Source organism: Deinococcus arboris (assembly GCF_009755355.1).
Taxonomy (GTDB): domain Bacteria; phylum Deinococcota; class Deinococci; order Deinococcales; family Deinococcaceae; genus Deinococcus; species Deinococcus betulae.
This window is the reverse complement of sequence record NZ_WQLB01000005.1, coordinates 123,682-146,945: the sequence shown is the minus strand read 5'-3', so window position 1 is coordinate 146,945 and position 23,264 is coordinate 123,682. Positions and strand designations below refer to the sequence as shown.

General features: G+C 67.0%; 19 protein-coding genes. 9 read left to right on the top strand and 10 right to left on the bottom strand.

From position 1 onward, the window contains the following. Positions 1–75 precede the first annotated feature (75 nt). The 4 genes from GO986_RS05815 (at position 76) to GO986_RS05800 (ending at position 3,787) form a co-directional block, all read left to right on the top strand. A complete protein-coding gene (locus tag GO986_RS05815) occupies positions 76–1,119 on the top strand; it encodes an ABC transporter ATP-binding protein (protein WP_198170428.1) in 1,044 nt (347 codons plus the stop codon). Beyond that, positions 1,116–2,141, top strand: a complete 1,026-nt coding sequence (locus tag GO986_RS05810; RefSeq protein WP_157458322.1) for an ABC transporter ATP-binding protein — start codon at positions 1,116–1,118, stop codon at positions 2,139–2,141. The genes GO986_RS05815 and GO986_RS05810 overlap by 4 nt, the downstream gene beginning before the upstream one ends. 89 nt (positions 2,142–2,230) lie before the next feature. After that, positions 2,231–2,380 carry a hypothetical protein gene (locus GO986_RS05805; protein WP_157458321.1) on the top strand — a complete coding sequence of 50 codons (150 nt, stop codon included), beginning with the start codon at positions 2,231–2,233 and terminating at the stop codon, positions 2,378–2,380. A 108-nt stretch (positions 2,381–2,488) separates the two neighbouring features. Beyond that, on the top strand, positions 2,489–3,787 hold the full coding sequence (locus GO986_RS05800; RefSeq protein ID WP_157458320.1) for a DUF4139 domain-containing protein: 1,299 nt from the start codon (positions 2,489–2,491) through the stop codon (positions 3,785–3,787). 213 nt (positions 3,788–4,000) lie between these two features. Here the strand turns inward: GO986_RS05800 and GO986_RS05795 are convergent, their stop codons facing one another. The 3 genes from GO986_RS05795 to GO986_RS05785 form a co-directional block, all read right to left on the bottom strand. Continuing rightward, on the bottom strand, positions 4,001–4,795 hold the full coding sequence (locus GO986_RS05795; protein ID WP_369409184.1) for a methylenetetrahydrofolate reductase: 795 nt from the start codon (positions 4,793–4,795) through the stop codon (positions 4,001–4,003). Beyond that, positions 4,792–8,571, bottom strand: a complete 3,780-nt coding sequence (gene metH / locus GO986_RS05790; protein WP_369409183.1) for a methionine synthase — start codon at positions 8,569–8,571, stop codon at positions 4,792–4,794. Before metH ends, GO986_RS05795 begins: the two co-directional genes overlap by 4 nt. A 983-nt stretch (positions 8,572–9,554) precedes the next feature. Continuing rightward, positions 9,555–10,010, bottom strand: a complete 456-nt coding sequence (locus GO986_RS05785; RefSeq protein ID WP_157458318.1) for a hypothetical protein — start codon at positions 10,008–10,010, stop codon at positions 9,555–9,557. 451 nt (positions 10,011–10,461) lie between these two features. On the opposite strand from GO986_RS05785, the gene GO986_RS05780 reads away from it, so the two are divergent. Continuing rightward, a complete protein-coding gene (locus GO986_RS05780; protein WP_198170427.1) occupies positions 10,462–10,776 on the top strand; it encodes a hypothetical protein in 315 nt (104 codons plus the stop codon). Between the two features lie 68 nt (positions 10,777–10,844). Here the strand turns inward: GO986_RS05780 and GO986_RS05775 are convergent, their stop codons facing one another. After that, positions 10,845–13,550: a BTAD domain-containing putative transcriptional regulator gene (locus GO986_RS05775; protein ID WP_157458316.1), complete on the bottom strand. Its 2,706-nt coding sequence runs from the start codon at positions 13,548–13,550 to the stop codon at positions 10,845–10,847. Between the two features lie 176 nt (positions 13,551–13,726). On the opposite strand from GO986_RS05775, the gene GO986_RS05770 reads away from it, so the two are divergent. Beyond that, positions 13,727–13,924: a hypothetical protein gene (locus GO986_RS05770; RefSeq protein ID WP_157458315.1), complete on the top strand. Its 198-nt coding sequence runs from the start codon at positions 13,727–13,729 to the stop codon at positions 13,922–13,924. Between the two features lie 338 nt (positions 13,925–14,262). Here GO986_RS05770 and GO986_RS05765 read toward each other — a convergent pair whose 3' ends face one another. The 3 genes from GO986_RS05765 to GO986_RS05755 form a co-directional block, all read right to left on the bottom strand. Continuing rightward, positions 14,263–15,735 (bottom strand): class I adenylate-forming enzyme family protein, encoded by a 1,473-nt coding sequence (locus tag GO986_RS05765; protein WP_198170426.1) that lies wholly within the window; start codon positions 15,733–15,735, stop codon positions 14,263–14,265. Further along, positions 15,732–16,415 carry an SDR family NAD(P)-dependent oxidoreductase gene (locus GO986_RS05760; protein ID WP_232337478.1) on the bottom strand — a complete coding sequence of 228 codons (684 nt, stop codon included), beginning with the start codon at positions 16,413–16,415 and terminating at the stop codon, positions 15,732–15,734. Before GO986_RS05760 ends, GO986_RS05765 begins: the two co-directional genes overlap by 4 nt. A 513-nt stretch (positions 16,416–16,928) precedes the next feature. Then, entirely contained in the window at positions 16,929–17,765 is an 837-nt protein-coding gene (locus GO986_RS05755) for a prephenate dehydratase (RefSeq protein WP_157458313.1), read from the bottom strand. 65 nt (positions 17,766–17,830) lie between these two features. Here GO986_RS05755 and GO986_RS05750 point away from each other — a divergent pair, with 65 nt between their 5' ends. After that, positions 17,831–19,249 (top strand): amidase family protein, encoded by a 1,419-nt coding sequence (locus GO986_RS05750; protein ID WP_369409182.1) that lies wholly within the window; start codon positions 17,831–17,833, stop codon positions 19,247–19,249. Between the two features lie 36 nt (positions 19,250–19,285). Here the strand turns inward: GO986_RS05750 and GO986_RS05745 are convergent, their stop codons facing one another. Next, the gene (locus GO986_RS05745; RefSeq protein ID WP_157458312.1) at positions 19,286–19,900 is read right to left on the bottom strand and encodes a septum site-determining protein MinC; all 615 of its coding nucleotides are present in this window, start codon (positions 19,898–19,900) and stop codon (positions 19,286–19,288) included. Between the two features lie 234 nt (positions 19,901–20,134). Between GO986_RS05745 and GO986_RS05740 the strand changes: the two genes are divergently transcribed. Next, entirely contained in the window at positions 20,135–20,515 is a 381-nt protein-coding gene (locus GO986_RS05740; RefSeq protein ID WP_157458311.1) for a S1 RNA-binding domain-containing protein, read from the top strand. 266 nt (positions 20,516–20,781) lie between these two features. After that, complete coding sequence (locus GO986_RS05735) at positions 20,782–22,092, top strand: S1C family serine protease (protein WP_157458310.1); 1,311 nt, start codon at positions 20,782–20,784, stop codon at positions 22,090–22,092. Positions 22,093–22,144: 52 nt separating this feature from the next. Here GO986_RS05735 and GO986_RS05730 read toward each other — a convergent pair whose 3' ends face one another. Together GO986_RS05730 and GO986_RS05725 are read right to left on the bottom strand one after the other, a co-directional pair. Next, positions 22,145–22,426: a hypothetical protein gene (locus GO986_RS05730; RefSeq protein WP_157458309.1), complete on the bottom strand. Its 282-nt coding sequence runs from the start codon at positions 22,424–22,426 to the stop codon at positions 22,145–22,147. Between the two features lie 30 nt (positions 22,427–22,456). Next, positions 22,457–23,260 (bottom strand): [LysW]-aminoadipate kinase, encoded by an 804-nt coding sequence (locus GO986_RS05725; protein WP_157458308.1) that lies wholly within the window; start codon positions 23,258–23,260, stop codon positions 22,457–22,459. Positions 23,261–23,264 lie beyond the last annotated feature (4 nt).

Sequence of the window (23,264 nt, the reverse complement as noted above, 5' to 3'; positions counted from 1 at the left end):
CGCGTCCGGGCACTGATTGTCCCTTACCATTCAATCCAGTTGTATGATGTTTGGCGTGCGCAAAACGGAGGAACAATGACCCACCAGGGTGAAGTCCTGCTGGCCGTAAACGGCCTCAAGACGTATTTCAATACTGACGACGGCGTCGTCAAGAGCGTAGACGGCGTGACTTTCCACATCAAGAAGGGTGAGACGCTGGCTGTCGTGGGTGAATCGGGCTCGGGCAAGAGCGTAACCAGCTTGTCGGTCATGCGCCTCATTCCCAGCCCTCCGGGCAAGATCGTGGAGGGCGAGATTCTCTTCACGGGCAAGGACGGCGCGCCCAAAGACATCACCAAGCTCAGCGAAGCGGCGATGCGCAAGATTCGCGGCAATGACATCTCCATGATTTTTCAGGAGCCGATGACCAGCCTGAACCCCGTGTATACGGTGGGCGACCAGATTGCTGAAGCGGTCATGCTGCATCAGGGCAAGAACAAGAAAGAGGCCATGGGCGTGGCCACCGACATGCTGCGGTTCGTGGGCATTCCAGCACCTGAAAAGCGCGTCAATGAGTACCCACACCAGATGTCGGGCGGGATGCGCCAGCGCGTGATGATTGCCATGGCCCTGTCGTGCAAGCCGGCCCTGCTGATTGCCGATGAGCCCACCACCGCGCTGGACGTGACCATTCAGGCCCAGATTCTGGACCTGATGCGCAAGCTGCAAAAAGAAGTGGGTATGAGCATCCTCTTCATTACGCACAACCTAGGCGTGGTGGCCGAAATGGCCGACCGCGTGGTCGTCATGTACGGCGGGCGCGTGGTGGAAGAAGGCGACGTGGTCGAGATCTTCAAAGCCCCCCGCCATCCCTACACCATGGGCCTGCTGAACTCGATTCCCCGTCCGGGTGAGGTGGAGCATGTGCCTGGCCAGCCCAAGGGCCGCCTGGAAGCCATCCCTGGGAACGTCCCCAACCCCCTGAGCCTGCCGCCCGGCTGTGCCTTTGAGCCGCGCTGCAAGTTCGCTGTTCCCGACTGCTCGAAAGCTGTGCCCGCGCTGGAAGACACCGGGCACGGCCACATGGCCCGCTGCATCCGCTGGCGTGAATTTGCCCAGGCTCAGGAAGTGACCGCATGACCGCTGCCCCCAAACCAAGCGCCCAGACCCGCCGCACCATGCCGGCGACCGGCGACACGCTGCTGGACGTTCAGAACCTGCAAAAATACTTTCCCATTCGCGGCGGGCTGCTCTCGCGCGTGGTGGGAAACGTCAAGGCCGTCAACGATGTGTCGTTCAAGATTGGGCGCGGCGAAGTGGTGGGTCTGGTGGGCGAGTCCGGCTCGGGCAAAACCACGGCCGGGCGCGCCATCCTGCGCCTGATTGAGCCCACAGGCGGCCAGGTCATCTTCAACGGCACCGACATCACGAAGCTCAGCAAGGGCCAGATGCGGGACTACCGCCGTGAGATGCAGATCATCTTTCAGGACCCCTTCGCGTCCCTGAACCCGCGCATGACGGTCTCGGACATCATCGGCGAGGCCATGCAGATTCATAACCTGCACCCCGGCAAGGGCCGCATTGACCGCATTGCCGAGCTGCTGCAAAAGGTCGGCCTGCGCCCCGAGCATATGCGCCGTTACCCGCACGAGTTCTCGGGTGGGCAGCGCCAGCGCATCGGCATTGCGCGCGCCCTGGCCGTGGACCCCGCGTTTATCGTGGCCGACGAGCCGGTGTCGGCCCTGGACGTGTCCATTCAGGCGCAGGTCGTCAACCTGCTGCAAGACCTTCAGGAAGAACTGGGTCTGACGGTGCTGTTTATTGCCCACGACCTGGCCGTCGTGGAGTACATCTGCGACCGAATCATTGTGATGTACCTGGGCCGCGTGATGGAAGTTGCGCCCAGCCGCCAGCTGAACACCAACCCCAAGCACCCCTACACCGAGGCCCTGCTCTCGGCGGCACCGGTGCCCGATCCCACGGTCAAGCGCCAGCGCATCATTCTGGAAGGGGACATTCCCAGCCCCATCAATCCGCCCAGTGGCTGCGTGTTCCGCACCCGCTGCCGCTATGCGATTGCCGACTGCGCCAACATCATCCCCGAATTGCGCGAAGTCAGCCCCGGCCACTTCAAGGCCTGCATCCGCGACGACATTCTGTAACTGGATGTCATAGATGGGCAAATCTGCTTGAATGTGTCTTCCCTTCTTCCTACCCTTAAATCGAGCAATGTCTCATAGGGAGGAAGAATATGAAGAAATTTCGTGTGTCTGCATTGGCCTTGAGTCTTTTGATCGGTTCGTCCAGCGTTTCCGCTGCTGGTAATGAGACACTCAACTTTTGTTCTGGTGGCGGTATGAGTGGCCCTATCTGGTGTTTTATTGATGGTTGGTTTTACTAAAGTTTTCTGAGTCACGCCCGCCCCTCTATTTTGGGGGCGGGTCAGTTCTGTTTTATTTCTGACGGACACTCTCACATCTCACAATTGAGGGCGCGGCACGATACAGCCATGAAAACTGCGTTGCCCGCTGTCCTCGCCGTCGCCTCTGCTCTTGCCCTGGGCCACGCCCATGCCGCCGACCTTCGCATCTACCCCAGCTTCTCAGAGGTGCGCCAGCCAGTCAGCAGCACCACCAACACGCTGAACATCAACCTGCCGCAGGACACCTGGGACAGCATTCTGGTAGGCAGCCTGGACCTGGACGGCCTGGCTTTTACACAGGCCATTCAGAAGCAGGAACCCAACTGGCTGGCCAGCCTGGAAGGCAAAACGGTCTACCTGAAGCGTGACGGCGAGCTAGAGCCAGTGACACTGGTACGCGCCCGCGACCTGTTGGTGAAGGACGCCCAGGGCCGCTATTTCAATGCCCGCTACGAGGACCTGCAGTTTGACGTGTTGCCCCCGGTGAATGCGCAGCGGCCCACGCAGTCGGTAACCTACACGCTGGCCCGCCCCGGCCAGGGCACACTGGGCTACCTGACGCGCGCCGTGACCTGGCAGCCGCGTTACACCCTGAAGGCCAGCAGCGCCGGTGCCCAGCTGGGCGCTCTGGCCGATATTCGCAACACCACCGAGCAGCCCTACGAGGTGCAGAACACCGAGCTGTACGCGGGCGACGTGAACGTGCAAAACCAGCAGGAAGCGGCCTACATGATGCGCGATGTGGCGATGGCGGCTCCGGTAATGGCTGAATCAGGTGCTGCACCCAAAATCGAGAGCCAGGGCGAACTGCGTGGGCTGTACCGGTACGCACTGACCACGCCCTTTACGCTGCCCGCCAACAGCGTGGTGACGCTGCCCTTCCTGACGCCCAAGCTGACCACCTTCGAGCGCTACGTGGGCCTGAACACTTACTTTGGCACCGAGACGCGCGAGGGGAATCTGAACCGTTTCTACCGATTCAAGGCCGACCAGCGCCTGCCCGCTGGCCCGATTACGGTGCGAGAGGACGGCCGGATCGTGGGCCAGACGAATATCAGCGAGACGCGCGAGGGCGGCACCGTGGACTTCACGCTGGGCGAGGACCCGGATGTGGTCTACACCCGCAGCGTACAGACCACCGCCCAGGTCAAAGACGCCAAGGGGAACGTGACCAAGACGACCTACCGCGTCACCTACGCGTTTGAGAGCAGCAAGGACCGTGTGGTGCGCGCCGAGGTCGCCGAGCGCATCGGCGGGCGCATCATCATCATTGACAGCGCCGCGCCGGTTCGCAGCCAGGGCACAGCCAACCTGAAAGTTGATGTGCCGGCCAAGGGCAAGGCCAGCAAGAGCTTTACCGTCGTCGTAGACAACAGCGCGAGCTGAGTCGGGCGGCAGAAAGGCACCGGGAGACATCCTGGTGCCTCTTTTGTTGGCAAGGTGATTGGGAACGCATTTGCCCCGAGCTTTGGAGAGAGGGGCCGATTCACTCAGCGTAGACAGAGAGACCTGTTGAGGTGGAGGAGCCCCTACCCTCAAAGCAACCTTCAATCGCTTCCAGGCCCTTTGCAGAGAGAAACGCTCTGTGCCGTCAGCCCTCTACAGGCTGGCGTTCCAGACGGCTTCCTGACGAGGCCGCCGCTCCTGCTGGCCACTCAGCAGGCCGCCCAGGTAGTCGAGCACCTTGACCTTTACGGGCATGAAGTAGGCGTGCTGACCGCGTTCACGCGCAAAATGCAGCAGATCGCGGGCAAAGGTGCGGTTACACGCCAGCGTCGGCGTGAAGGAGCGGGGAAAGACTGCGTGGTTGCGGGCCCGCCAGTAGTTGAAGCTCGCCTCGGTGAGGATGCTGGTCGCCCCCCACCAGACTGGCGTGCCGTCCGGCAGCAGGTCGCCCCAGGTGTCGGCCACGCGCAGGTCGAAGAAGGGCTGGGTGAAAAACCCGCACGCGCCGGCGTCTAGCTTGCGTTCCAGATAATTGCGCTCGCGCACGAAAGACTGCCGGTAAGGGTCAAGCCCTGCATAGACCCGCAGGTGCGGCGCCTCACGGCTCAGGCGGCGAATCAGGTCCACGGCGTCCACGTCGTAGACCTTGGCGCTCATGTCCACAGGTGCGTCCCCTGTAACGACCAGCACTTCCTCTATGCCGTGCGCTTCCAACAGGGGCAGGAAGGGCAGCGGCTCGCGCGGGTTGAAATCCACCGCCCGCAGGTGGGGAATAGAGGTCAGGCCCGGTCCCGCAAAGCTGCATCCGGCCCAGGAGCGCAGGGAGTAGCGGGTCAGGTCGGGGATGTTGACGGTATCCACCTCACTCAGATGCGCCTTGACCTCGGCCAATTCTGCTTTCAGCCCCGAGCGGCTGCGGGGCACGAGTTCGACCGAGATGCGGCTCACAGGGAACCGCCTACAGCAGGTCTGAGGGTCACCGGCTCTAAGGGCCGAAGAGGCACGGCTTCCCTCGGCTCCTCCCGACCTGTGGCCTCTTCGGCGTTGTAGGCCAGGATGGGCCCCAGCCACCGCTCGGTTTCCTGCACGGTTAGGCCTTTGCGCGCGGCGTAGTCCTCCACCTGGTCACGGCCGATGCGGCCCACGGCAAAATAACGGGCTTCGGGATGGGCAAAATACAGGCCAGAGACGGCGGCTGCAGGGGTCATGGCGCAGGATTCGGTAAGGCGCAGGCCAGCTTCTTCTGCTTTCAGGAGGCGAAACAGGGTGCGCTTCTCGGTGTGGTCGGGCTGGGCAGGGTAGCCAGGGGCCGGGCGAATGCCCTGGTAGCGTTCCCGGATCAGGTCGTCGTTGCCCAGTGTCTCGTCGGGGGCGTAGCCCCAGTGGTGGGTCCTTACGTCGCGGTGTAGCTTTTCGGCGAAAGCCTCGGCCAGCCGGTCGGCTACCGCTTTGACCAGAATGGCGCTGTAGTCGTCGTGTTCGGCCTCGAACCGCGCGGCCAGTTCCTCGGCGCCGTGAATGGCCACGGCAAACGCCCCGATATGGTCGCCAGCCGGCTGGATGAAGTCGGCCAGCGCCGTGTTGGGCGTGGTCTGGTCGCGCTGTTGACGCAGGGTATGCAGATGCACCACCTCGGGGAGGGCCTCGCGTCCGGCGGCAAGTTCGTGCGTGTGCAGATCAAGCGGTTCGCCCAGAGGCGCGGACGGCGCCACCTGCACGGCAATGTCGTCGCCGTCGCGCGCTGCGGGCCACAGCCCGATCACGCCGCGTGCGGTCAGCAACCTTTCGTCTATCACGCGCCGGAGCAGCGCCTGGGCGTCGGCAAAGAGGGTGCGGGCCTCGGCGCCGCGCAGGGGGTCGGTCAGAATGTTCGGGTAGATGCCCTTCATTTCCCAGGCGATGAAAAAAGGGGTCCAGTCAATGTAGTCCAGCAGGCCAGACAGCGACTGCTCGATGACCTGCCGGCCACGTTCACGCGGGGCCGGGGCCGGGGCGGGGGAGAGCTGCGGCGCTCGGGCGCGGGCGTCTTTCAGGTCAATCAGGCGGACCTGCCGCCCGCCGTGGCGCTCACGCAGGGCGTCGTATTCGGTGCGGATGCGCGCCTGCACCCCGGCGGCGTCGGCCAGCAGGTCGGCGGTGGTGGTCACGGCGCGGCTGGCGTCCAGCACATGCACCACGGGGCCGGGGTAGGCCGGGTCAATCTTGACAGCGGTGTGGGCGCGGCTGGTGGTCGCGCCGCCGATCAGCAGCGGCAGGGTCAGCCCGCGCCGGGTCATCTCGCGGGCCACCGTCACCATCTCGTCCAGGCTGGGGGTAATCAGGCCAGACAGCCCGATTACGTCGGCGCCGATGCGCGCGGCCTCGTCCAGAATCTTCTCGGTGGGCACCATCACGCCCAGGTCGGTGACCTGATACCCGTTGCAGGCCAGCACCACGCCCACGATATTCTTGCCGATGTCGTGAACGTCGCCCTTAACGGTGGCCAGCAGCACCCGGCCCTTGCCGCCGCTCTGCTGCTTCTCGGCCTCCATGTACGGCGTCAGGTAGGCCACGGCGCGTTTCATCACGCGGGCCGACTTGACCACCTGCGGCAGAAACATCTTGCCGGCCCCGAACAGGTCGCCCACCACGTTCATGCCGTCCATCAGCGGCCCTTCAATGACGGCCAGCGGCGAGCCGAGTGCCTGATACGCTTCCTCGGCGTCGGCGTCCACAAAGTCGGTGATGCCGGCCACCAGCGCGTGCGTCAGGCGCTCCTGCACGGACAGGTCGCGCCACGCGCTGGCAGCGCCGACCTCCCGCTTGATGCCCTTGTAGCGGTCCGCCAGCTCGACCAAGCGCTCGGTGGCGCTGAGGTCGCCCGTCTGTGGGCGGCGGGCCAGAATCACGTCCTCCACGGCCTCACGCAGTTCTGGCTCAATGTCCTCGTAGACTGCCAGCATCCCCGCGTTCACGATGCCCATGTCCAGGCCCGCGCGGATGGCGTGGTACAGAAAGACCGCGTGCATCGCCTCGCGCACATGGTTGTTGCCCCGGAAGGCGAATGAGACGTTGGAAATGCCGCCTGACACCAGCGCGCCCGGCAGATTGGTCTTGATCCAGCGCGTGGCCTCGATAAAGTCCAGCGCGTAGCGGTCATGTTCCTCAATGCCGGTGGCCACCGTCAGCACGTTGGGGTCAAAAATGATGTCCTGCGGCGGAAAGTCGGCCTGTTCTGTCAACAGGCGGTAGGCGCGCGAGGTGATCTCGGTGCGCCGCGCCAGATTGTCGGCCTGCCCCTGCTCGTCAAAGGCCATGACCACCGCCGCCGCGCCGTAACGCCGCAGCAGGCGGGCGCGCTCCAGAAACTTCTCTTCACCGTCCTTTAGCGAGATTGAATTCACCACGGCCTTGCCCTGCACCCGCTTGAGGCCCGCTTCCAGAATCTCCCATTTGGAGGAATCCAGCATCAGCGGCACGCGGGAAATATCCGGTTCCCCAGCCAGGAGGTTCAGGAACTTCACCATTGCGGCCTCGCCGTCCAGCATGCCTTCATCGAAATTCACGTCCACCAGCTGCGCGCCGTTTTCGACCTGCTGGCGGGCAATTTTCAGGCCAGCTTCGTAATCGCCGGCCAGAATGGCTTTGGCAAACTTGGGGCTGCCCGTGACGTTGGTGCGCTCGCCCACGTTCACGAAGTTCAGTTCTGGGGTGACCGTCAGCGCCTCCAGGCCGCTCAGGCGCAGCTGGGTGGGCAGGCGGGGGGCGGTGCGCGGGGCAATGTCCCGCATGGCCTCGGCAATCGCGCGGATGTGGTCGGGCGTGGTGCCGCAGCAGCCCCCCACAATGTTCACCAGACCTTCGCGGGCAAAGTCGGCCAGCACGGCGGCCGTGTAGTTGGGGGTCTCGTCGTACTCGCCAAAGGCGTTGGGCAGGCCCGCGTTGGGGTGAACAGAGACCAGGGCCTCAGTGCTGCTGGCGATGTCCCGCAGATGGGGGCGCAGCAGGTCGGCCCCCAGCGCGCAGTTCAGTCCCAGGCTGAAGAGGTGGGCGTGGGCCGTGCTGATGGCAAACGCTCCGGGGGTCTGCCCGCTCAGCGTGCGCCCTGAGGCGTCGGTGATGGTGCCGGACAGCATGACCGGCAGGGTCTTGCCGGTGCGGGCAAAGGCTTCCTCGCAGGCGTACAGCGCCGCTTTGGCATTCAGGGTATCGAAGACCGTTTCTAGCAGCAGCAGGTCGGCGCCGCCCTCGATCAGGCCCTCGGCCGCCTCGGCGTACGCGGCCACCAGATCGTCAAAGGTGACGTTGCGGAACTCAGGGCGCTCCACATCCGGCGAGAGGGTGGCGGTGCGGTTCGTGGGCCCAATGCTGCCGGCCACCCAGCGGGGGCGGCCATCGCGCGCCGTGAATTCGTCGGCCACCTCGCGGGCCAGCCGGGCACCCGCCACATTCATGGCGCGGGCGTGCGCTTCTGTGCCGTAATCCGCCTGGCTGATGGTCGTGGAATTGAAGGTGTTGGTGCTGGCGATGTCTGCCCCGGCCTCAAAGTAGGCGCGGTGAACGCCGCGAATCATATCGGGGCGGGTGAGTTGCAGCAGGTCGAAATTGCCCCGGTACATCCGCAGGGGGTCGGCGTCAGGCAGGCGAAAGTCGGCCTCGGTCAGGCCGGCGCGCTGCAGCTGGGTGCCCCAGGCGCCGTCCAGAATCAAAATACGTCGGTGCGCCTCGGCGCGAATGTCCGTCACGTCGTGAACCTCTTGCAGACTGGGCTGGCCACCAGGGCCGCCACATCAAGCGTTGAGCGCGGGGGCGCCGTTAAAGCGGGCCATCGTTGCCGTTCGCGCTATCGTCAGCGCGCGGGGGCGGCACTTTCCTGAGGGCACCGTGCCGCAATGGGGGCCGGTTGCCACGCCGGTATGGGCAGGAAAAACCCCTGTCGGCGATTCTTGATGACCACGCCGGTTGGGCGCGGTAAGGCCCAGCATAGCGCAGAGGTGGGGGCGGCAGGTCGGGCGGGGTGGACAGGCTAGGCGCGGCAGCAAGGTGAGAGCGTTAGGCGCCCCACCAGGATCAGTAGTTCTGGATTTGCCTATTTGGGCTGCTTCAATCAGGTTTCAGGCACCTCAGCTAGATCGCCCGCACCTGCCGCAGCATGTCGGCTGTGCCGTTGTCGCCCTGTAGAGCCAGGCACCCAGCGGCATGAGTCACCAGGAGCTGTGGTCTTACCACCTGCACGACTATTGGCCGCACGACCTGCTAGGCGGTCTCAGCGCGAAAGAGCGCCATGCCGCAGGCAACGCCGTCTATACGAAGCACCGTACTGCCATGTCAGCCGCTTACGGCTGGGACGAAGAGTCCGCAGCAATCCATAGGCCGCCGGTAGAGCACAAATGCGTCTGACTCACAGAGAAAGAAGCCCTATGCTGCGCTCTGTTATGCCCCGTCTTTCAAGCACACAACGTAAAGGGCTTTTCTTCCTCGCGGGGGCCTTCGTCATCAATCTAGTCAGCGCTGCACTCACGGGCCACCCATTCGGGGTGCAAAAGAAAACGGACGAACCGAAAGCACCATAAGCTCAGAGAAAGCGTCCCCACCCGCCCGAAGGCAAGGTGGGGGTGTTATGCGCTCCTGGCAGCTCTAGGGACCACTGGGCAGTGGACGGCCCCGGGCTGTAGCGCTGAATCAAACGAAGAAAGCCCCCTACGTGGGGCGAGAGCAGACCTGAGGGCTACCGAATGCCGAACACCGTGATGCACACGCTGGCCTCGGTGCTGAACCGGTTCGGCTCTTTGGGCCGGTCCTGCAACTCCAGCAGGTAGGTGTAGCGCGGCGTGGGCTGCGCCGTGTATTGGCGGGCCAGCCACTGTCCCTCCTGCCAGGGAAAAGGCGTCTGAAAGCCGCCATTGTTGAAGACGTCCAGGTAGGTCCGCTCCGAACTGGCATTCGTAGTCCCCCGGAACGCGAAGGTCTTGATGAACTTCAATTTGGCCAAGGGCGCGCGCGGGTAGTTGTTGTAGGCATTCTGTGCGGCGCGGGCCTTGCAGAACTCGCTGTCCTGCCCAGTCCAGTTGCGCTTGACTGCCAAGCTATTGACGATGCTGGTTGGCGTGGCCGCATTGGCCACGGGGGCAACCGGTACGGCCTGGGCGGTCAGCAGCAGAGAGGAAAGCAAGACGCTGAACATGTGCCGTTATTCTGGCATGGCGCTCACTGTCGAGAAACGAAAAGGCCCTGCTCTATGCCGAGGCGCGTGCAAGAAGCTCTGTTTTGTCAGTGCGTTCTGGATTCAGCGTCAGCAGGCGCAGCGAGACTCCCCAAGACGAGCAGGGCAGCAGTCACCATTAAGCGCGTAGTAGCACCTTAGATAACTCTCGCCATCCGCCCGAAGGTGGATGTTGCTGGTTCTCTGCGGCCCACTCTGGGCTGGTCAAGATGATTAGGGGTCGTTTTTCTTCTCTCACAGTGCTTCCTAGGACGGGTGAAGCCGACTTGTCGCTTCTGGGGAAAGGGCTTCACAGGACGCCGCGATGGTGGAGTGCAGCTGCGTTCTCTGCGGCAAAGGAGCGTCAACGTCCACCCAACCTCTCGGTCCTGCCCAGCATGGCGCGCTCGACTATGGGCTGGCCGGCTCAATTTTGCTCGCCCCATCCGTTCTGGGCCTGAAGGGCTCTGCTCGCGCCTGGTGTTACGGCTTTGGAGCGGCGGCCGCCTTCCTGAATGGCCTGACTGACCAGCCCTTCACCGTCAAACGGCTCATTTCATTCCGGGTGCATGGGCAGGCCGACACCCCCTTTGTGCCGCTGCTGCTCCTGCTGCCGTGGGCCACTGGAGCACTGAAACAGCCGAAAGCCCGCGTGTTCTTCACAGGGTACTTTCTGGCCGCCCTGACCAATTACCTTCTGACCGACTATGACCGTTTGCCGGCGAAGAGGAGCCAAGCAGGCCGCTAGGCAAGCTTGTCAGGTTGGAAAACAGGCTGGGCTTCAGCGGTCGGCCTTGTAGTCTTATCCCCAGCGCTCTACGCTTCTTGCGCCAGGCCCACGGCGGCCAGCACGGGCCGCAGCACATCCCATCCTTCATCGCCCTGCTGGGGCAGCAGAGTCTGAGCCTCGGCGGCCAGTGTCCGGGCGGTGTCGGGGTCGCCGCCGTCCAGGGCCAGGGCCGCCTGCTCGGCCACAATCAGGCCGCGAATAGACCCGGCGTTCAGGGTGCGGGCGCAAACGTCGGCGTCGGTCAGGGCGGCGCTGGCAGCCGGCCACTGGCCCAGGCGGCGCAAACTGGCCCCGTAGCGCCACAGGCTCAGCACCCGGCCACGGGTGGGGCTGCTGGTGGGCAACGCCTGAACAGACGCCAGATAGTGCTGCGCGGCCTGGTCAAACTGACTGGTCTGAAGGTGGCTGTAGCCCAGCCAGTACAGAATGTTTGATTCCCGCACCGGGTTGATCCCGCGCGTCAGCGCCAGCGCTTCTCCCAGCGCCCCCTCGGCCTCGGGCCAGCGGTCCAGGCAGGCCAGCGCCGCGCCGCTTTCAAGGAGCAGCGCCGAACGGTTGTCAGCGCCTAGGTACGCCCCCCAGCGGGTCAGGGCGCCCTGGGCCGTGGCGATGGCCCCGGCATAGTCGTCGTCTTCGGTGCAGCACTTGGCGGCGCGCACCGCATGCTCGGCGTGTAGGGCCGGGTCGTTCAGGTCGGCGGCAATGGCCTGCATGGCAGCCAGAGCAGCGCGGCGGGTAGCTGAATCGTCCAGGTGGCGGCACAGGTCGCTGCGCTCGGCGTGGAGGGCAAAGGCGTCGTTCGGGGGCGGAGAACAGGCCAGGGCGCGGGCAGACAGGTCCAGGGCGTCGGCGTGGGCATACAGGCGCTCGGCGTCCAGGGCGGCGGCGTGCCAGTGGGGCCACGCCAGGGCGACCTCGCCGGCCAGTTCATAGTGGCGGGCCAGGGCGGCGGGCGGCGTTCCGGCGGGGGCCAGCCGTGCCAGGCGGCCATGGAGAAAGCGGGCGCGTGGCTGCCCCAGGGTTGCGGTCAGCACCCGGCGGTAGAGGTGGTGCCCAAAGCGGTACACCGGCCCTTCCGGGACGATCAGGCGGGAGGTTTGGGCGCCCTCCAGGGCGTCGAGCGCGGCCCCCTCGCCCAGGTCGCAGGCGGCGGCCACCAGCGCCGCCGAGAAGGTTTCGCCCCACAGTGCCCCGGCGTGCAGCAGGCGGCGGGTGTGCTCCCCCAGGCGGTCCAGGCGCTGAGAAATGGCCGCCGTGACGCTGGGCGGCACCGGCACCTCGGCGTAATTCACCGTGGAGGCGTCAAAGGGCGTGTGCCAGCGCCCGCCGCGCTCGGTCAGCAGGCCGCGCTCGCGCAGGTCCCGCAGCGTTTCAAGCAGAAACAGGGGGTGCCCGGCCGTGGCCTCGTACAGCCGCCGGCTGAACAGGGGCGCGGAGGCCCCCGACAGCGCCTGGATCAGGGTACCGACCTCGGCCTCGTTCAGCTCGTTCAGGGTCAGGCGGGGCGGGTTCAGGCGGGCCAGCACCTCCAGCAGCTCGGGTCTGGCGTTCAGTTCGGCGGGCCGAGCCGTCAGCCACAGGCGGGGCGCGCCTCTGTGCAGGGCCAGAAAGGCGGCTTCCAGGGTGCTGGGGTCCAACCAGTGCAGGTCGTCCAGAATCAGGGTGCGCCCGCCGCACAGGCTGACCAGCGCCTGAGCCAGGGCGTCCAGCAGCGCGGCGCGGTCGGGGGGTGGGACCGCGCCGGGGGGCGCCAGCGCGGCGCTGAGCAGAGGCCGCAGGCGCGGCGGGCAGTGGTGGATGGCCCCGGCGCGCAGCACGTCCAGCAGCGCGCCGTAGGGCAGCGGGGTCAGTTCCGGCACGCCCCGGATCAGCAGCGCCTCACCCGCCGCTTCGGTCACCAGGCGCGTCTTGCCCAGGCCCGCTTCGCCCAGGACCATGGTCAGGCGGTTCTCGTGCAGGGCGCGGCAGTCCTGCGCGCGGCCCACCAGCGGCGCGGCCGGGGGGCTGGGTGCCGTCACGGGACCGGCCAGCAGCGCCTCTATCTGCGCCCGTAGCGCCTGGGTGGCGGGCAGCGGCGTTCCCCCCAGCTCCTGCGCCAGGTGCCGTTCCAGGGTGCGGTAGGCGTCCAGGGCGTCTTCCGGCTGCCCCAGCGCCAGGCAGGCGTCCATGAGGGCGCGCGCGCTGCGTTCGCGCAGGGGGTCCAGCCCCAGGGCGCGGCGGTGGGTGGCGGCGGCTTCGGCCCACGCCCCGGCCCGGCTCTGCGCCGCCGCGTGGCCGTCCAGGGCGCGCAGCTGCGCCTCAAAGGTGGCCTGGGCGGTGACCGCGTGCCAGTCGTCAAAAGCTGCCGCTCCGGGCACGCTCAGATGGTCCAGAAAGCGGCCCCCCGCCAGGGCGGCGGCGCGGGCCAGGTCACCCCCGGCCAGCGCTTCTTGCAAGGTCAGCGCGTCTACCTGCACGCCCGGCCTCAGCCCCAGCGCGCCTCCAGAGACGGCCAGCCACGCCCCAGCCGGCGAGGCCCGCAGGCGGTGAACCTGGACCCGCAGGTTGCGCCGCGCCGCGCCCGCGTCCTGGTCCGTCCACAGCAGGTCGGCCAGCACCTCGCGCGGCGTCTGACCCTCTATGGCCAGATACACCAGCAGCGCCAGGCTCTTGCCGGTAACGTCCAGCACCTGCCCGGCCAGCGTGACCTGGGGTACACCCAGGGTGTGCAGGCACAGGGGCTCGGCGGTCATGGGTCAGTCTAAACACTCTGAAGGCAGAATCTAGAGCAGTCGGGGGGCAAACGCCCCCGAAATAAGTGACCCAACGAAACAGCGGTGCTCACGGCAGGGTGGGGTGCACTTGGCCTCAGGGTGGCATGGGCATCTGCAACGCCCCCGTAACGCCCCGTCCCTTAGCCTGACCCACCATGAGGCGCGACGACGATCTTTCCCCCCACAAGGAGTACCAGCTCCGCATCGAGCGCCTGGTCGGCGGCGGGCAGCGCCTGGGCCTGCGGGAAGTCCGCGCCGGGCAGGAGACCGCTCCCTGGCTGGAATTTCAGGACACCGATGCCTTGCTGCGCCACCTCTGGACCCTGGTCGAGCCGACGCCTGGCCTGAAGTAAACCGGATTCTGATTCCATCGGTTGCGAAAATAATCGAATCCCAGAGAACTGACAAAGCGGCTCAGCCTGCTTGAAGAGTTTTGCAGAAAGGTAACAAGCGGACCGATGGGCGTTGAGTTGACACGTCGGTTCTGTTGCGATGTGTTGGCGTGACAGCCGGCATCCGTGTAAGCCGGCTGCTGACATCTGCGCAGGCATGAGGGCGGGAGCACCAATAGGCCCGGTGGCAGGGTCGGCACTCTACGGTGAATCGCAGCCGAAGGGTTAGCGGAGCGCAAACAAGCCTGCTGAGGCAAGAACAAGGGTCTTCTCAGCGTGATGCTCGGCAAGCCTGGAGATCAGTGTTCTGAACGCAGCCCGGTCAGTTCTTCCCGGTCCAGCCGCGCTTTGAGGACCGTGCGGGCCACCTTGCCGCTGGGCGTCAGAGGGAGTTCGGGCACTACAGTTAACGGGGCAGGGCGCAGGCGCCGGGGCAACCGCGCGGCCAGGGCCGCCTGAAGCCTGGCCGCCGAAACCCCCGGTTCAAGCTCCACAAATGCGGCGGGCCGCTGGCCGTAGTCGGCACACGCGACTGGAAAGACCGCGCAGGCCCGCACGCCGGGGAGCCCCAGCAGGGCGGCCTCTAGCTGCGCGGGCCAGATGTTCTCGCCGCCAATGACCATCAGGTCGTCGGCCCGGCCCAGCAGATGCAGGCAGCCTGCACCGTCCAGCGAGCCCAGGTCGCCGGTGTTCAGCCACTGCCGCGTCAGCAGTCCGCGCACCTGCAGTTGGCCGTCCGCCGCGCGGCGCACCCGCACGCCGGGCAATGGGCGGCCCACGCTGTCCGGCGAGGCGCACAGATCGTCTGGCGTGGCCAGCGAAATCAGGCCGGCTTCGGTGCTGCCGTATAGATTGTGCAGCGCGGGGCCCAGTCGCGTCTGGGTGCGCCTGACCAGCGCCGGGTCCAGCGGCGCCGAGCCGCAGACGACCGTGCGGAGGCTGGGGGCCGATCCCGGCGCGTCCATCAAGCGACGCAGCAGGGTCGGCACGAGCACCAGTATCTGTGTGCTCTGGCGCGCCATGACCGCCCACAACTCGGCAGCGGGTGTGCCCCGGCACAGGTGCAGCCGCGTGCCCAGCGCCAGGCACAGGGCCAGGGTGGCCAGCCCATGCCCGTGCCATAGGGGCAGCGGCAGCAGAACTGGCGCGTCCCGGTGGGGCAGCAGCGCTGCCAGCAGGGCCAGCGTCAGGCGCCCGGCCGCCAGTGGTTTCACCCGCCGCGTGACCGGACGCGGCTCGCCAGTGGTGCCGGAGGTGAGCAGGACCGGCTGCCCAGCGCGGGGCCAGCCCGGCCAGAACCTTTCAGTAGGGCTCCGGTGCAGGGACAGACACGGCACGCCCAGACCGGCCAGGCCCGGATCATCGGTCAGGAGGGCCTGCGCGTTCAGTCGGGCCAGCAGGCGTGCGGTGGCGCCCTCATCCTGTCCAGGCGGCAGCAGCACCAATCGCAGCCCCAGGCGCAGGCCTGCCAGCAGCGCGGCCACAAAGGGCAAATCGTCTCCCGCTGGCAGTGCCACCACGGCCCCAGGCGGCGTGTATGGGCGCAGGCAGGCCGCTACATGGTCTGCGCGGGCCTGCAACTCGGCAAAGGTCACGGTGCCCTGGCCGCTGGAGAGGGCTATTCGCGCTGGGGTCCGCTGGGCATGCCAGGCGACCAGGGCGTACAGGGTGGTGCCGTGGCGTGCGACCTGCCACAGCAACCCGGCGGCGGCTGGCAATGGGGCTGGCGCCAGCACGCCGGTGGCTTTTAGGGCGGTCCACGCGGCCCTCACGGCCGGGTCTCCCAGCGGCGTTCGAGCCGTTCCAGGGCGCGCAGACTGCGTCCCAGTGCAGCGGGCGCCAGCAGGCTGGCCAGTTCGGCGCCGCGCAGCCACCACGGGGCCACCCGCACCACCGGGCGCACCAGGGGAAAGAGCACGGCCTGGGCTGCCTCGTCGGCGCTCAGGGCCGGCAGGCAGCGGTACAGGCGCGTCGGGGCGCTCATGGGGGTGCGCACAAGAGGAAGGTAGACGCTGGCGACACGCACGCCCGGCCACTCGGCAGCGGCGGCCTGAAGCCACAGGTCAAAGCCCGCCTTGCTCCCCTGATACGCCCCCCAGCGCGGCGCCCCTATGTGCCGCGCCGACACGCTGGAGACATTGATGATCACGCTGCCCCTGGCCAGCGCCGGGCGCAGCGCCAGCAGCAGCGCCGCTGGGCCGCTGAAATTGACCCCCAGCAGCCGGGGCAGGTCTGCTTTTGGCGCGCCGTCCTGGGCCCGCCGCCGCACCGAGCGCCCCGCGTTGCTGACCACTGCGTCCAGCTGGGGGTGGTCGGCCATGATGGCGCGGGCCACGGCTTCCACCTGCGCGGGGTCGCCCAGGTCAGCGGGGTAGACCTGCGCCTGCCCACCAGCGGCCCGAATCTGCGCCGCCACGGCCTCCAGCCTGTCCGGGCGCCGGGCCAGCAGCAGCGTGGTGACGCCGGCCTGCCCCAGCTGCCGCGCCGCCGCCGCGCCAATCCCCGACGAGGCCTGTCACCAGCACAGTGCGCCCGGCGGCCACGTTCCGCAGCGCTGCTAGGTCGCGGCAGGCGGGGGGCGAGAGCAAAAGGCGAGATAGGCGCGGCATCACTTCATGGTGCCATGCAGAGACGAGCCTGACTGCCGTGCTCAACATGCGGTCTTTGTTCGCCCTCGATTTAGCAAAGGGCCTGCAGTGGGTCCCAGGTCGCCTCACGTCTGGCACTCTGGTGACAGACCGGGGCCAATCAAGATGCATCCTGAACACCGCAGGCCTCAACTTCGCCCAAGCCCTGCTTACCGCTGGAGCAATCTCAATTCAGCAGGAAGTCAGCTGAAGCAGGTTCTCTATCTGCCCGCCTTCAGGAGCTATGTCGTTTGAGGCTGCCTGTCTGACAACAACGCAGCGCCTAGTTCTGCGTCTGGCAGGGCTGTCTCGATCAGGAAGCTGGGCGCGCCTTTCTTTCACTCCACCGTGCCCTGCGCGGCCGGGTACGAGCCGATAATTTTGGCGTAACTGGCTTTGCGCAGCACCCCGGCTAGCGCCTGCGCCACCTGCGGGTCGTGGGCGCTGCCCTCGATATCCACGTACATCAGGTAGCTCCAGGCGCGGTCGCGGCGCGGTCGACTTTCGATGCGCGACAGGTTCAGGCCGCGCAGTTCATTCAGGGTCTCGACCAGAAAGCCGGGCGTGTGGCGCACAGCGAAGACCAGGCTGGTCTTGTGGGGCGCGTCGCTGGGCGCGGGTTCCTGACGCGACAGCACCATGAAGCGGGTGTAGTTAAAGGGCTCGTCCTCGATTTGGCGGGCCAGGATGTTCAGGCCGTACAGTTCAGCCGCCCGCGCGCTGGCGATGGCGGCCAGGTCGCGCTCGCCGCTGCTGGCCAGATTCCGGGCGCTGCCGGCGGTGTCGTGGGCTGCTACAGGTTGCCAGCCGTACTGCCGAATCAGCTGGGTGCACTGGTCCAGGGCAGGCTGTTGGCTGGCCACCCGGCGAATTTCCTCCAGGGCCACGCCGGGCAGCGCCATCAGGCAGTGCGACACGCGCACGACCACCTCGCCGACCACATGCAGGTCGGTTTCACTGAGCAGGTCAATGCTCTGGTGGATGGCGCCCATCAGGCTGTTTTCCACAGGGAGCACGCCGCAGGCGGCCTCGCCGCTCTCCACGGCGCGCGCCACCTCGTGAAAGGTGGGGTAACCGCGCGTCTCGGCAGCGCCGGGGACGGCATGCAGCGCGGCAATCTCGCCGTAAGAACCGGGGTTGCCCTGAAAGGCGGTGGGAGCGGGCGGGGCAGTCATGCCCGCCACGCTAGCGCAGCGGCCTGTGCCCGCCAGCGGCCGCGCATAGACGTATCGTGAGGGCCGTGACCCCTACCATCCCTGACCCGATTCTGGACCTGGACGCCGTGACGCTGGCTGCTGCCACCCGCCGGGGTGACCTGACCTGCGCCGAGGTGGCGCGGCTGTACCTCTCCCGTCTGAATGCCCACAACCCACGCCTGCGCGCCGTAATCACCGTGAACCCACAGGTCCAGGCCGACGCCGACGCCCTGGACCGTCTGCCTGCCGGGCGGCGCGGCGCGCTGCATGGGGTGCCGGTGCTGGTCAAGGACAATATCGACGTGGCGGGCCTGCCCACCACGGCCGGCAGCGCCCTGATGCGCGGGCATATGCCGGCCACCGACGCCCCGCTGGTGGCCCGGCTGCGCGCGGCGGGCGCTGTGATTCTGGGCAAGGCCAACCTGACGGAGTGGGCCAACTTCATGACCCTGGGCATGCCCAACGGCTATTCCAGCGCCGGCGGGCAGGCCGTTAACCCCTGGGGCGCGGGCCTGGATACCGGCGGCAGCAGCGCCGGCAGCGGCGTGGCGGTGTCGGCCCGCCTGTGCGTGGCGGCGATTGGCACCGAAACCAGTGGCAGCATCGTCAGTCCGGCGCACCAGAACGGCGTCATCGGTCTGAAGCCCACCCTCGGGTTAATCCCACGCACCGGCGTCGTGCCCATCAGCCACAGTCAGGACACGGCTGGCCCCCTCACGCGCAGTGTGCGCGACGCCGCGCTGCTGCTCTCCGTGATGGCCGGTCCCGACGATCGTGACGAGGCCACGCGCCGCCTGCCTGTGCCCGACCTGGCCCTGACCGAAGGCGCACTGGATGGCGCGGCCATCGGCATCCTGCGCGACGAGGACGGCCTCAGCGAGTCGGAAACGCAGGCGCTCGACAGGGCGGTGCAGACCATGCGCGCGGCGGGCGCCACCCTGCACGACCTGAAGTTCCCCACCCGCACCGACCTCAAGGCGGTGGGCGTGGGCATGGAGGTGCTGGAATACGAGTTCAAGGGCGACCTGAACGCCTACCTGGCGGGCGTGACCAGCGGGCCGCGCAGCCTGGCCGAGGTGATCGAGGCCGGGGGCCGCGACCCCGAAACGCTGCTGCGCTACGGCCAGACCCTGCTGCACGCGGCTCAGGCCACACGCGGTGACGGCAGCGAGGCCGCCTACCGCCTGGCGCGCGCGCGCGACCTGACCCTGACCCGCACGCGCGGGTTTGACGCGCTGTTCGCGCAGGGCCTGGACCTGGTGGTCTTTCCCGGTATTCGCGGCTATCACCTGGCCGCAAAGGCGGGGTATCCCAGCCTGGCACTGCCGGTGCCCACCCAGAGCGGCGCCCAGCCCGGCGGCATCCTGCTGGTGGCCCCTGCCGGTGCCGACGCCCCCCTGCTGGCCCACGCCGCGCACCTGAACCGCCTGCTGGGCGGCGTGCAGTTTCCGGCAGGCGTGTAAGAACGTAGGGTGCGGGACTAGCCCGCGTCCTGCACCCTATTTCTGCACGTCAATCTGAATAACGCCATCTTGCAGGCGGGCGATCTCGGCCAGGGGCTGATCGTCGCGGTGGCGCATGTTGCTCAGGCTGCTGCCCTCGGGCGCGCGGGCCACGGCGTCACCAATGCGGATCTGGGCGCTGGCAATCGGCCGCGCCCACACGATGGCGTCGCCGTTGCCCCCGGTGCCCGCGTGGGCCAGGCCGCGCAGGGCGCCCACCACGATCACGTCGCCGCCTGCCAGAATCTCGGCGCCTGGATTCACGTCGCCCAGCACAATCACGCTGCCGGGATACGTCTCGCGGAAGCCGGCGCGCAGCGTGTGGGGCACAATCTGGGTGCGGGCTGGGGCTGGCGTGGCGGGGGCGTCACTCTGGGCCGGGGCCGGCACACTGACGCGCGGGGCGCGCACCCGGCCCGGCGTGCCGCCCGCCGCCCGAATGGCCTGCAGGGCGGCGTCCAGGGCGTCTGGATCGGCGTCGCCCTGGATCTCGACCGTGACGTGGCTGGCCAGCAGGTCGGCACGCACGCCGAGCGCCTCGGTCACCGCCGGGCCGGTATCGCCGGGTTCCAGCAAGAGGTTGAGCCCGCCCAGAGTGCCGCGCAATTTCATGAGGCCAATCTAGCGCGGGCTCTCATGGGCTGTAGTGGCTGACCTGGCTGGAAGGAGCCAACGAGGCCGCCTTAAATGCACTTTGACCGCGTCCAGCACAGGTCCTGATTGACGGTAGGCAAGGGGTGGCGAGGGGCCTTTCACTCTGCGCCTCTGCCCTTCATTCTCAGGAACTGCGCACGGGGGGCGGGGGATGGTGTACCATGAGTTCCATGCTTTTTAAGGAGACCTCCTTTGGTGCAGCTTGATTCCGGCGCGGTCGCGGAGGGCCGCGTCACGCGCGTGACGGATTTCGGCGCGTTTATCCAGTTCGAGAACGGTGAGACGGGCCTCGTCCATATCTCACAAATCGCGCACTCCTTTGTGCGGAACATCCACGATCACGTCCGCGAGGGCGAGAACGTGGAAGTCAAGGTGCTGGGCCGCGACGAGCGTGGCCGCCTGGACCTGTCCATCAAGGAGCTGCTGGAAGAACCCGAGGAGGTGCCCCGCCCCCGCGCCATCGGCCGGCAAAGCCCTCAGTTCGAGGCCAAGCTGCGCTCGTTTATGCGCGACGCCAAAGAGCGCACCACGGGTGGCGGCGGCAAGAAACCTGCCACCAAGCGCAAGAAGTAACTTTGCCCGGAAGGGAATTGCTTTCAAAGGCGATTCACTTCGGGTCAAAACGGGCTGACTGGCCTGGCGCTGTCCTCTCAGCGTGTGGCTGGTGTCACCACCTGACCAACAGAACCCGCAGCCAGTCTTCCAACAGGGCCTCGCTCCTTACCAGGGCGAGGTTTTAATTTGTCTGTACTGATGCCTGGTCTTGAGCGCAACTTAAGCGGTGGTGTTGCACCCTCCGTTTTAACACTGGCGTAACCCCCAGGCGGCAGAGTCTGGCTATGAACCGCACCCTCTCCCTTCTGGCCCTGACTGGCAGTCTCACCGTGGGCGCTCTGGTGGGCTATGACATCCGTGACCGCGCGCTGAATCAGGGGGTGCCGGCCGTCACCTCGGCTCAGGCCGCCACCCACACAGCCACCTCTGGCGAGATGGTGACGGCGCTGGCCACCACGCCAGCTGCCGAGACCCGCGCCCGCACCGAATCCGAAGCGAACACCGTGCAGGTGGTCAAGGCGCGCCAGGACGGCCTGGTCTATATCAGCGTGACCGAGAGCGACACGGGCAGCGCCCAGGCCCAGCTGCGCGAGCGGCTTCAGCAGCAGCTGCCCTTTGACTTCGGCCTGCCCGACGAGGACGAGGGGGGACAGGCCCAGACCGGCACTGGCAGCGGCTTTTTCGTCACGAGCAGCGGCGACATCATCACGAACAATCATGTCGTGGAAGGCGCCAGTGAGATCACGGTGAGACTGCACGGCAGCACCAAGACTTACCCGGCCAAGGTGGTGGCCCGCGCCCCCGACTTTGACCTGGCCCTGATTCGTGCCGAGGGGCTGCCGCAGGGCGCCGCAAAAGCCATTCCGCTGGGCGACAGCGAAGGGCTGGATGTGGGCCTCAAGGCCATTGCGATGGGTGCGCCGTTTGGTCTGGATTTCAGTGTTTCTGAAGGCATTATCAGCAGCCTGGAACGCACGGTGCGGGTGGGCACGAAAGGCGTCGAGCAGTCAGTGATTCAGACCGACGCCGCCATCAACCCCGGCAACAGTGGCGGCCCGCTGCTGAACAGTGCCGGGCAGGTGATCGGCGTGAACACCCAGATTCTGACGGGTGGGATCGGCCAGAGCGCGGGGGTGGGCTTCGCTATTCCGGTGAATACGGTCAAGAAGCTGCTGCCTCAGCTGCAGGCCGGCAAAGGGGGTCAGGACGCCGTGATTCAGACGCCCAGTCTGGGCATTCAGTTTGCCCCCGTGGCTGCCCTGACCGATGAGCAGCGCGAGCAGGCCAAGCTGCCCGAGCAGGGAGCGCTGGTGGCGCAGGTGTACCCTGGCAGCCCAGCGGCAGCGGCAGGTCTGCGCGGCAGCACCGTGACCACTGGGGCAAACGGCCAGCGCACCGCCGCCAACGACGGCGACGTGATTGTCGCCGTGGACGGCCAGCCTCTGACCGACGCGGGCGACCTGCCGCGCACGGTTATCAACAAGCAGATTGGCGACACCGTGACGCTGACGGTGCAGCGTGCAGGCAAAACGCGCGAGGTAAAGGTGAAGCTGGCCGCCTTTGACCTGGCCGCCGCCCAGAATCAGCAGCCTTAACCCGGTAACGCCAAGGGCCCCAGACACTCTGCGCTGGGCCTTTGGCCTGCCGCTAGCCGAACAGCGGCCCCAGGTCGGTCATCAGGCCAGTCGGCTCGGCAGGGGTGAAGGTATAGGAGCCGAACACGTTCAGGAACTCCTCGGGACTGAGGTGGCGGGTCTGCCCGCTGGGGCCTGTGGCCTGGACCGTTTCGCCGCGCACGGTCAGGCGGTAGTCGCCCAGCTCGCGCACGGTGGCTTTCTTGCCGCGGCCGGCCCACAGCAGGGCGGTGACGCGGTATTCCCGGCCACCCCGGACCGTCAGAAAGTGCAGCAGTTCGGGGGCGCTGGGCATCGGCGCGCAAGCATAGCACCCGCCTTGACGCTAGGACACCACCGTGCCCGCGCCGTTCAGGGCGGCGGTGATGGGCTGGCCCGCGCGGGCATCTCCGAAGATGACGCGGCGGACCCCGCCCTGCACGGCCTCGGCGGCCCCCAGCACCTTCTTTTTCATGCGGTCCTGCGCGAAGTCCAGGTACTGTTCCACGTCGTTCGCTGGAATCTGGCGAATCAGGCTGCTCTCGTCGGGGTAGGCGCGCAGCAGCCCCGGCACGTTAGAGAGCAGCAGCAGGGCGTCGGCTTTCAGGGCCACGGCCAGGGCGGCGGCGGCGCGGTCGCCGTCCACGTTGATGGCCACACCGTCGTAGGAGCTGGCGGGCGGCGTCAGCACCGGCAGGTATCCCGCACCCAGCAGCAAGTCCAGCAGGCCCGTGTTCACCCGCTCCACGGTGCCGGTGTGATCGCCGCGCAGCACCTTCACCTTGCCATTTTCTACGGCCCGCACGCTGTCTTTGTGCCGGCCTTCAAAGATGCGGCCGTCCAGCCCCGACAGGCCCACCGCGTTCACGCCCAGGCGCTGCAGGCGCTCCACGATGCCCTTGTTCATCTTGCCGCAGTACACCATCTCGAAGATTTCCAGCGTCTGGCGGTCGGTGAAGCGGCTGGTGTAGCCGCTAGGACTGGTCACAAACCGGGGCGGGTGCCCCAGCGCCTCGGCCACCCGGTTAGTCTCGCCGCTGCCGCCATGAACCAGAATCAGGCGCTCGCCTGCTCGCCAGCGCCCGGCCAGGTCGACACACACGGCGTCGTAATCAATTCCGGCGCTTCCGCCGACTTTCACCACAATCATGCCG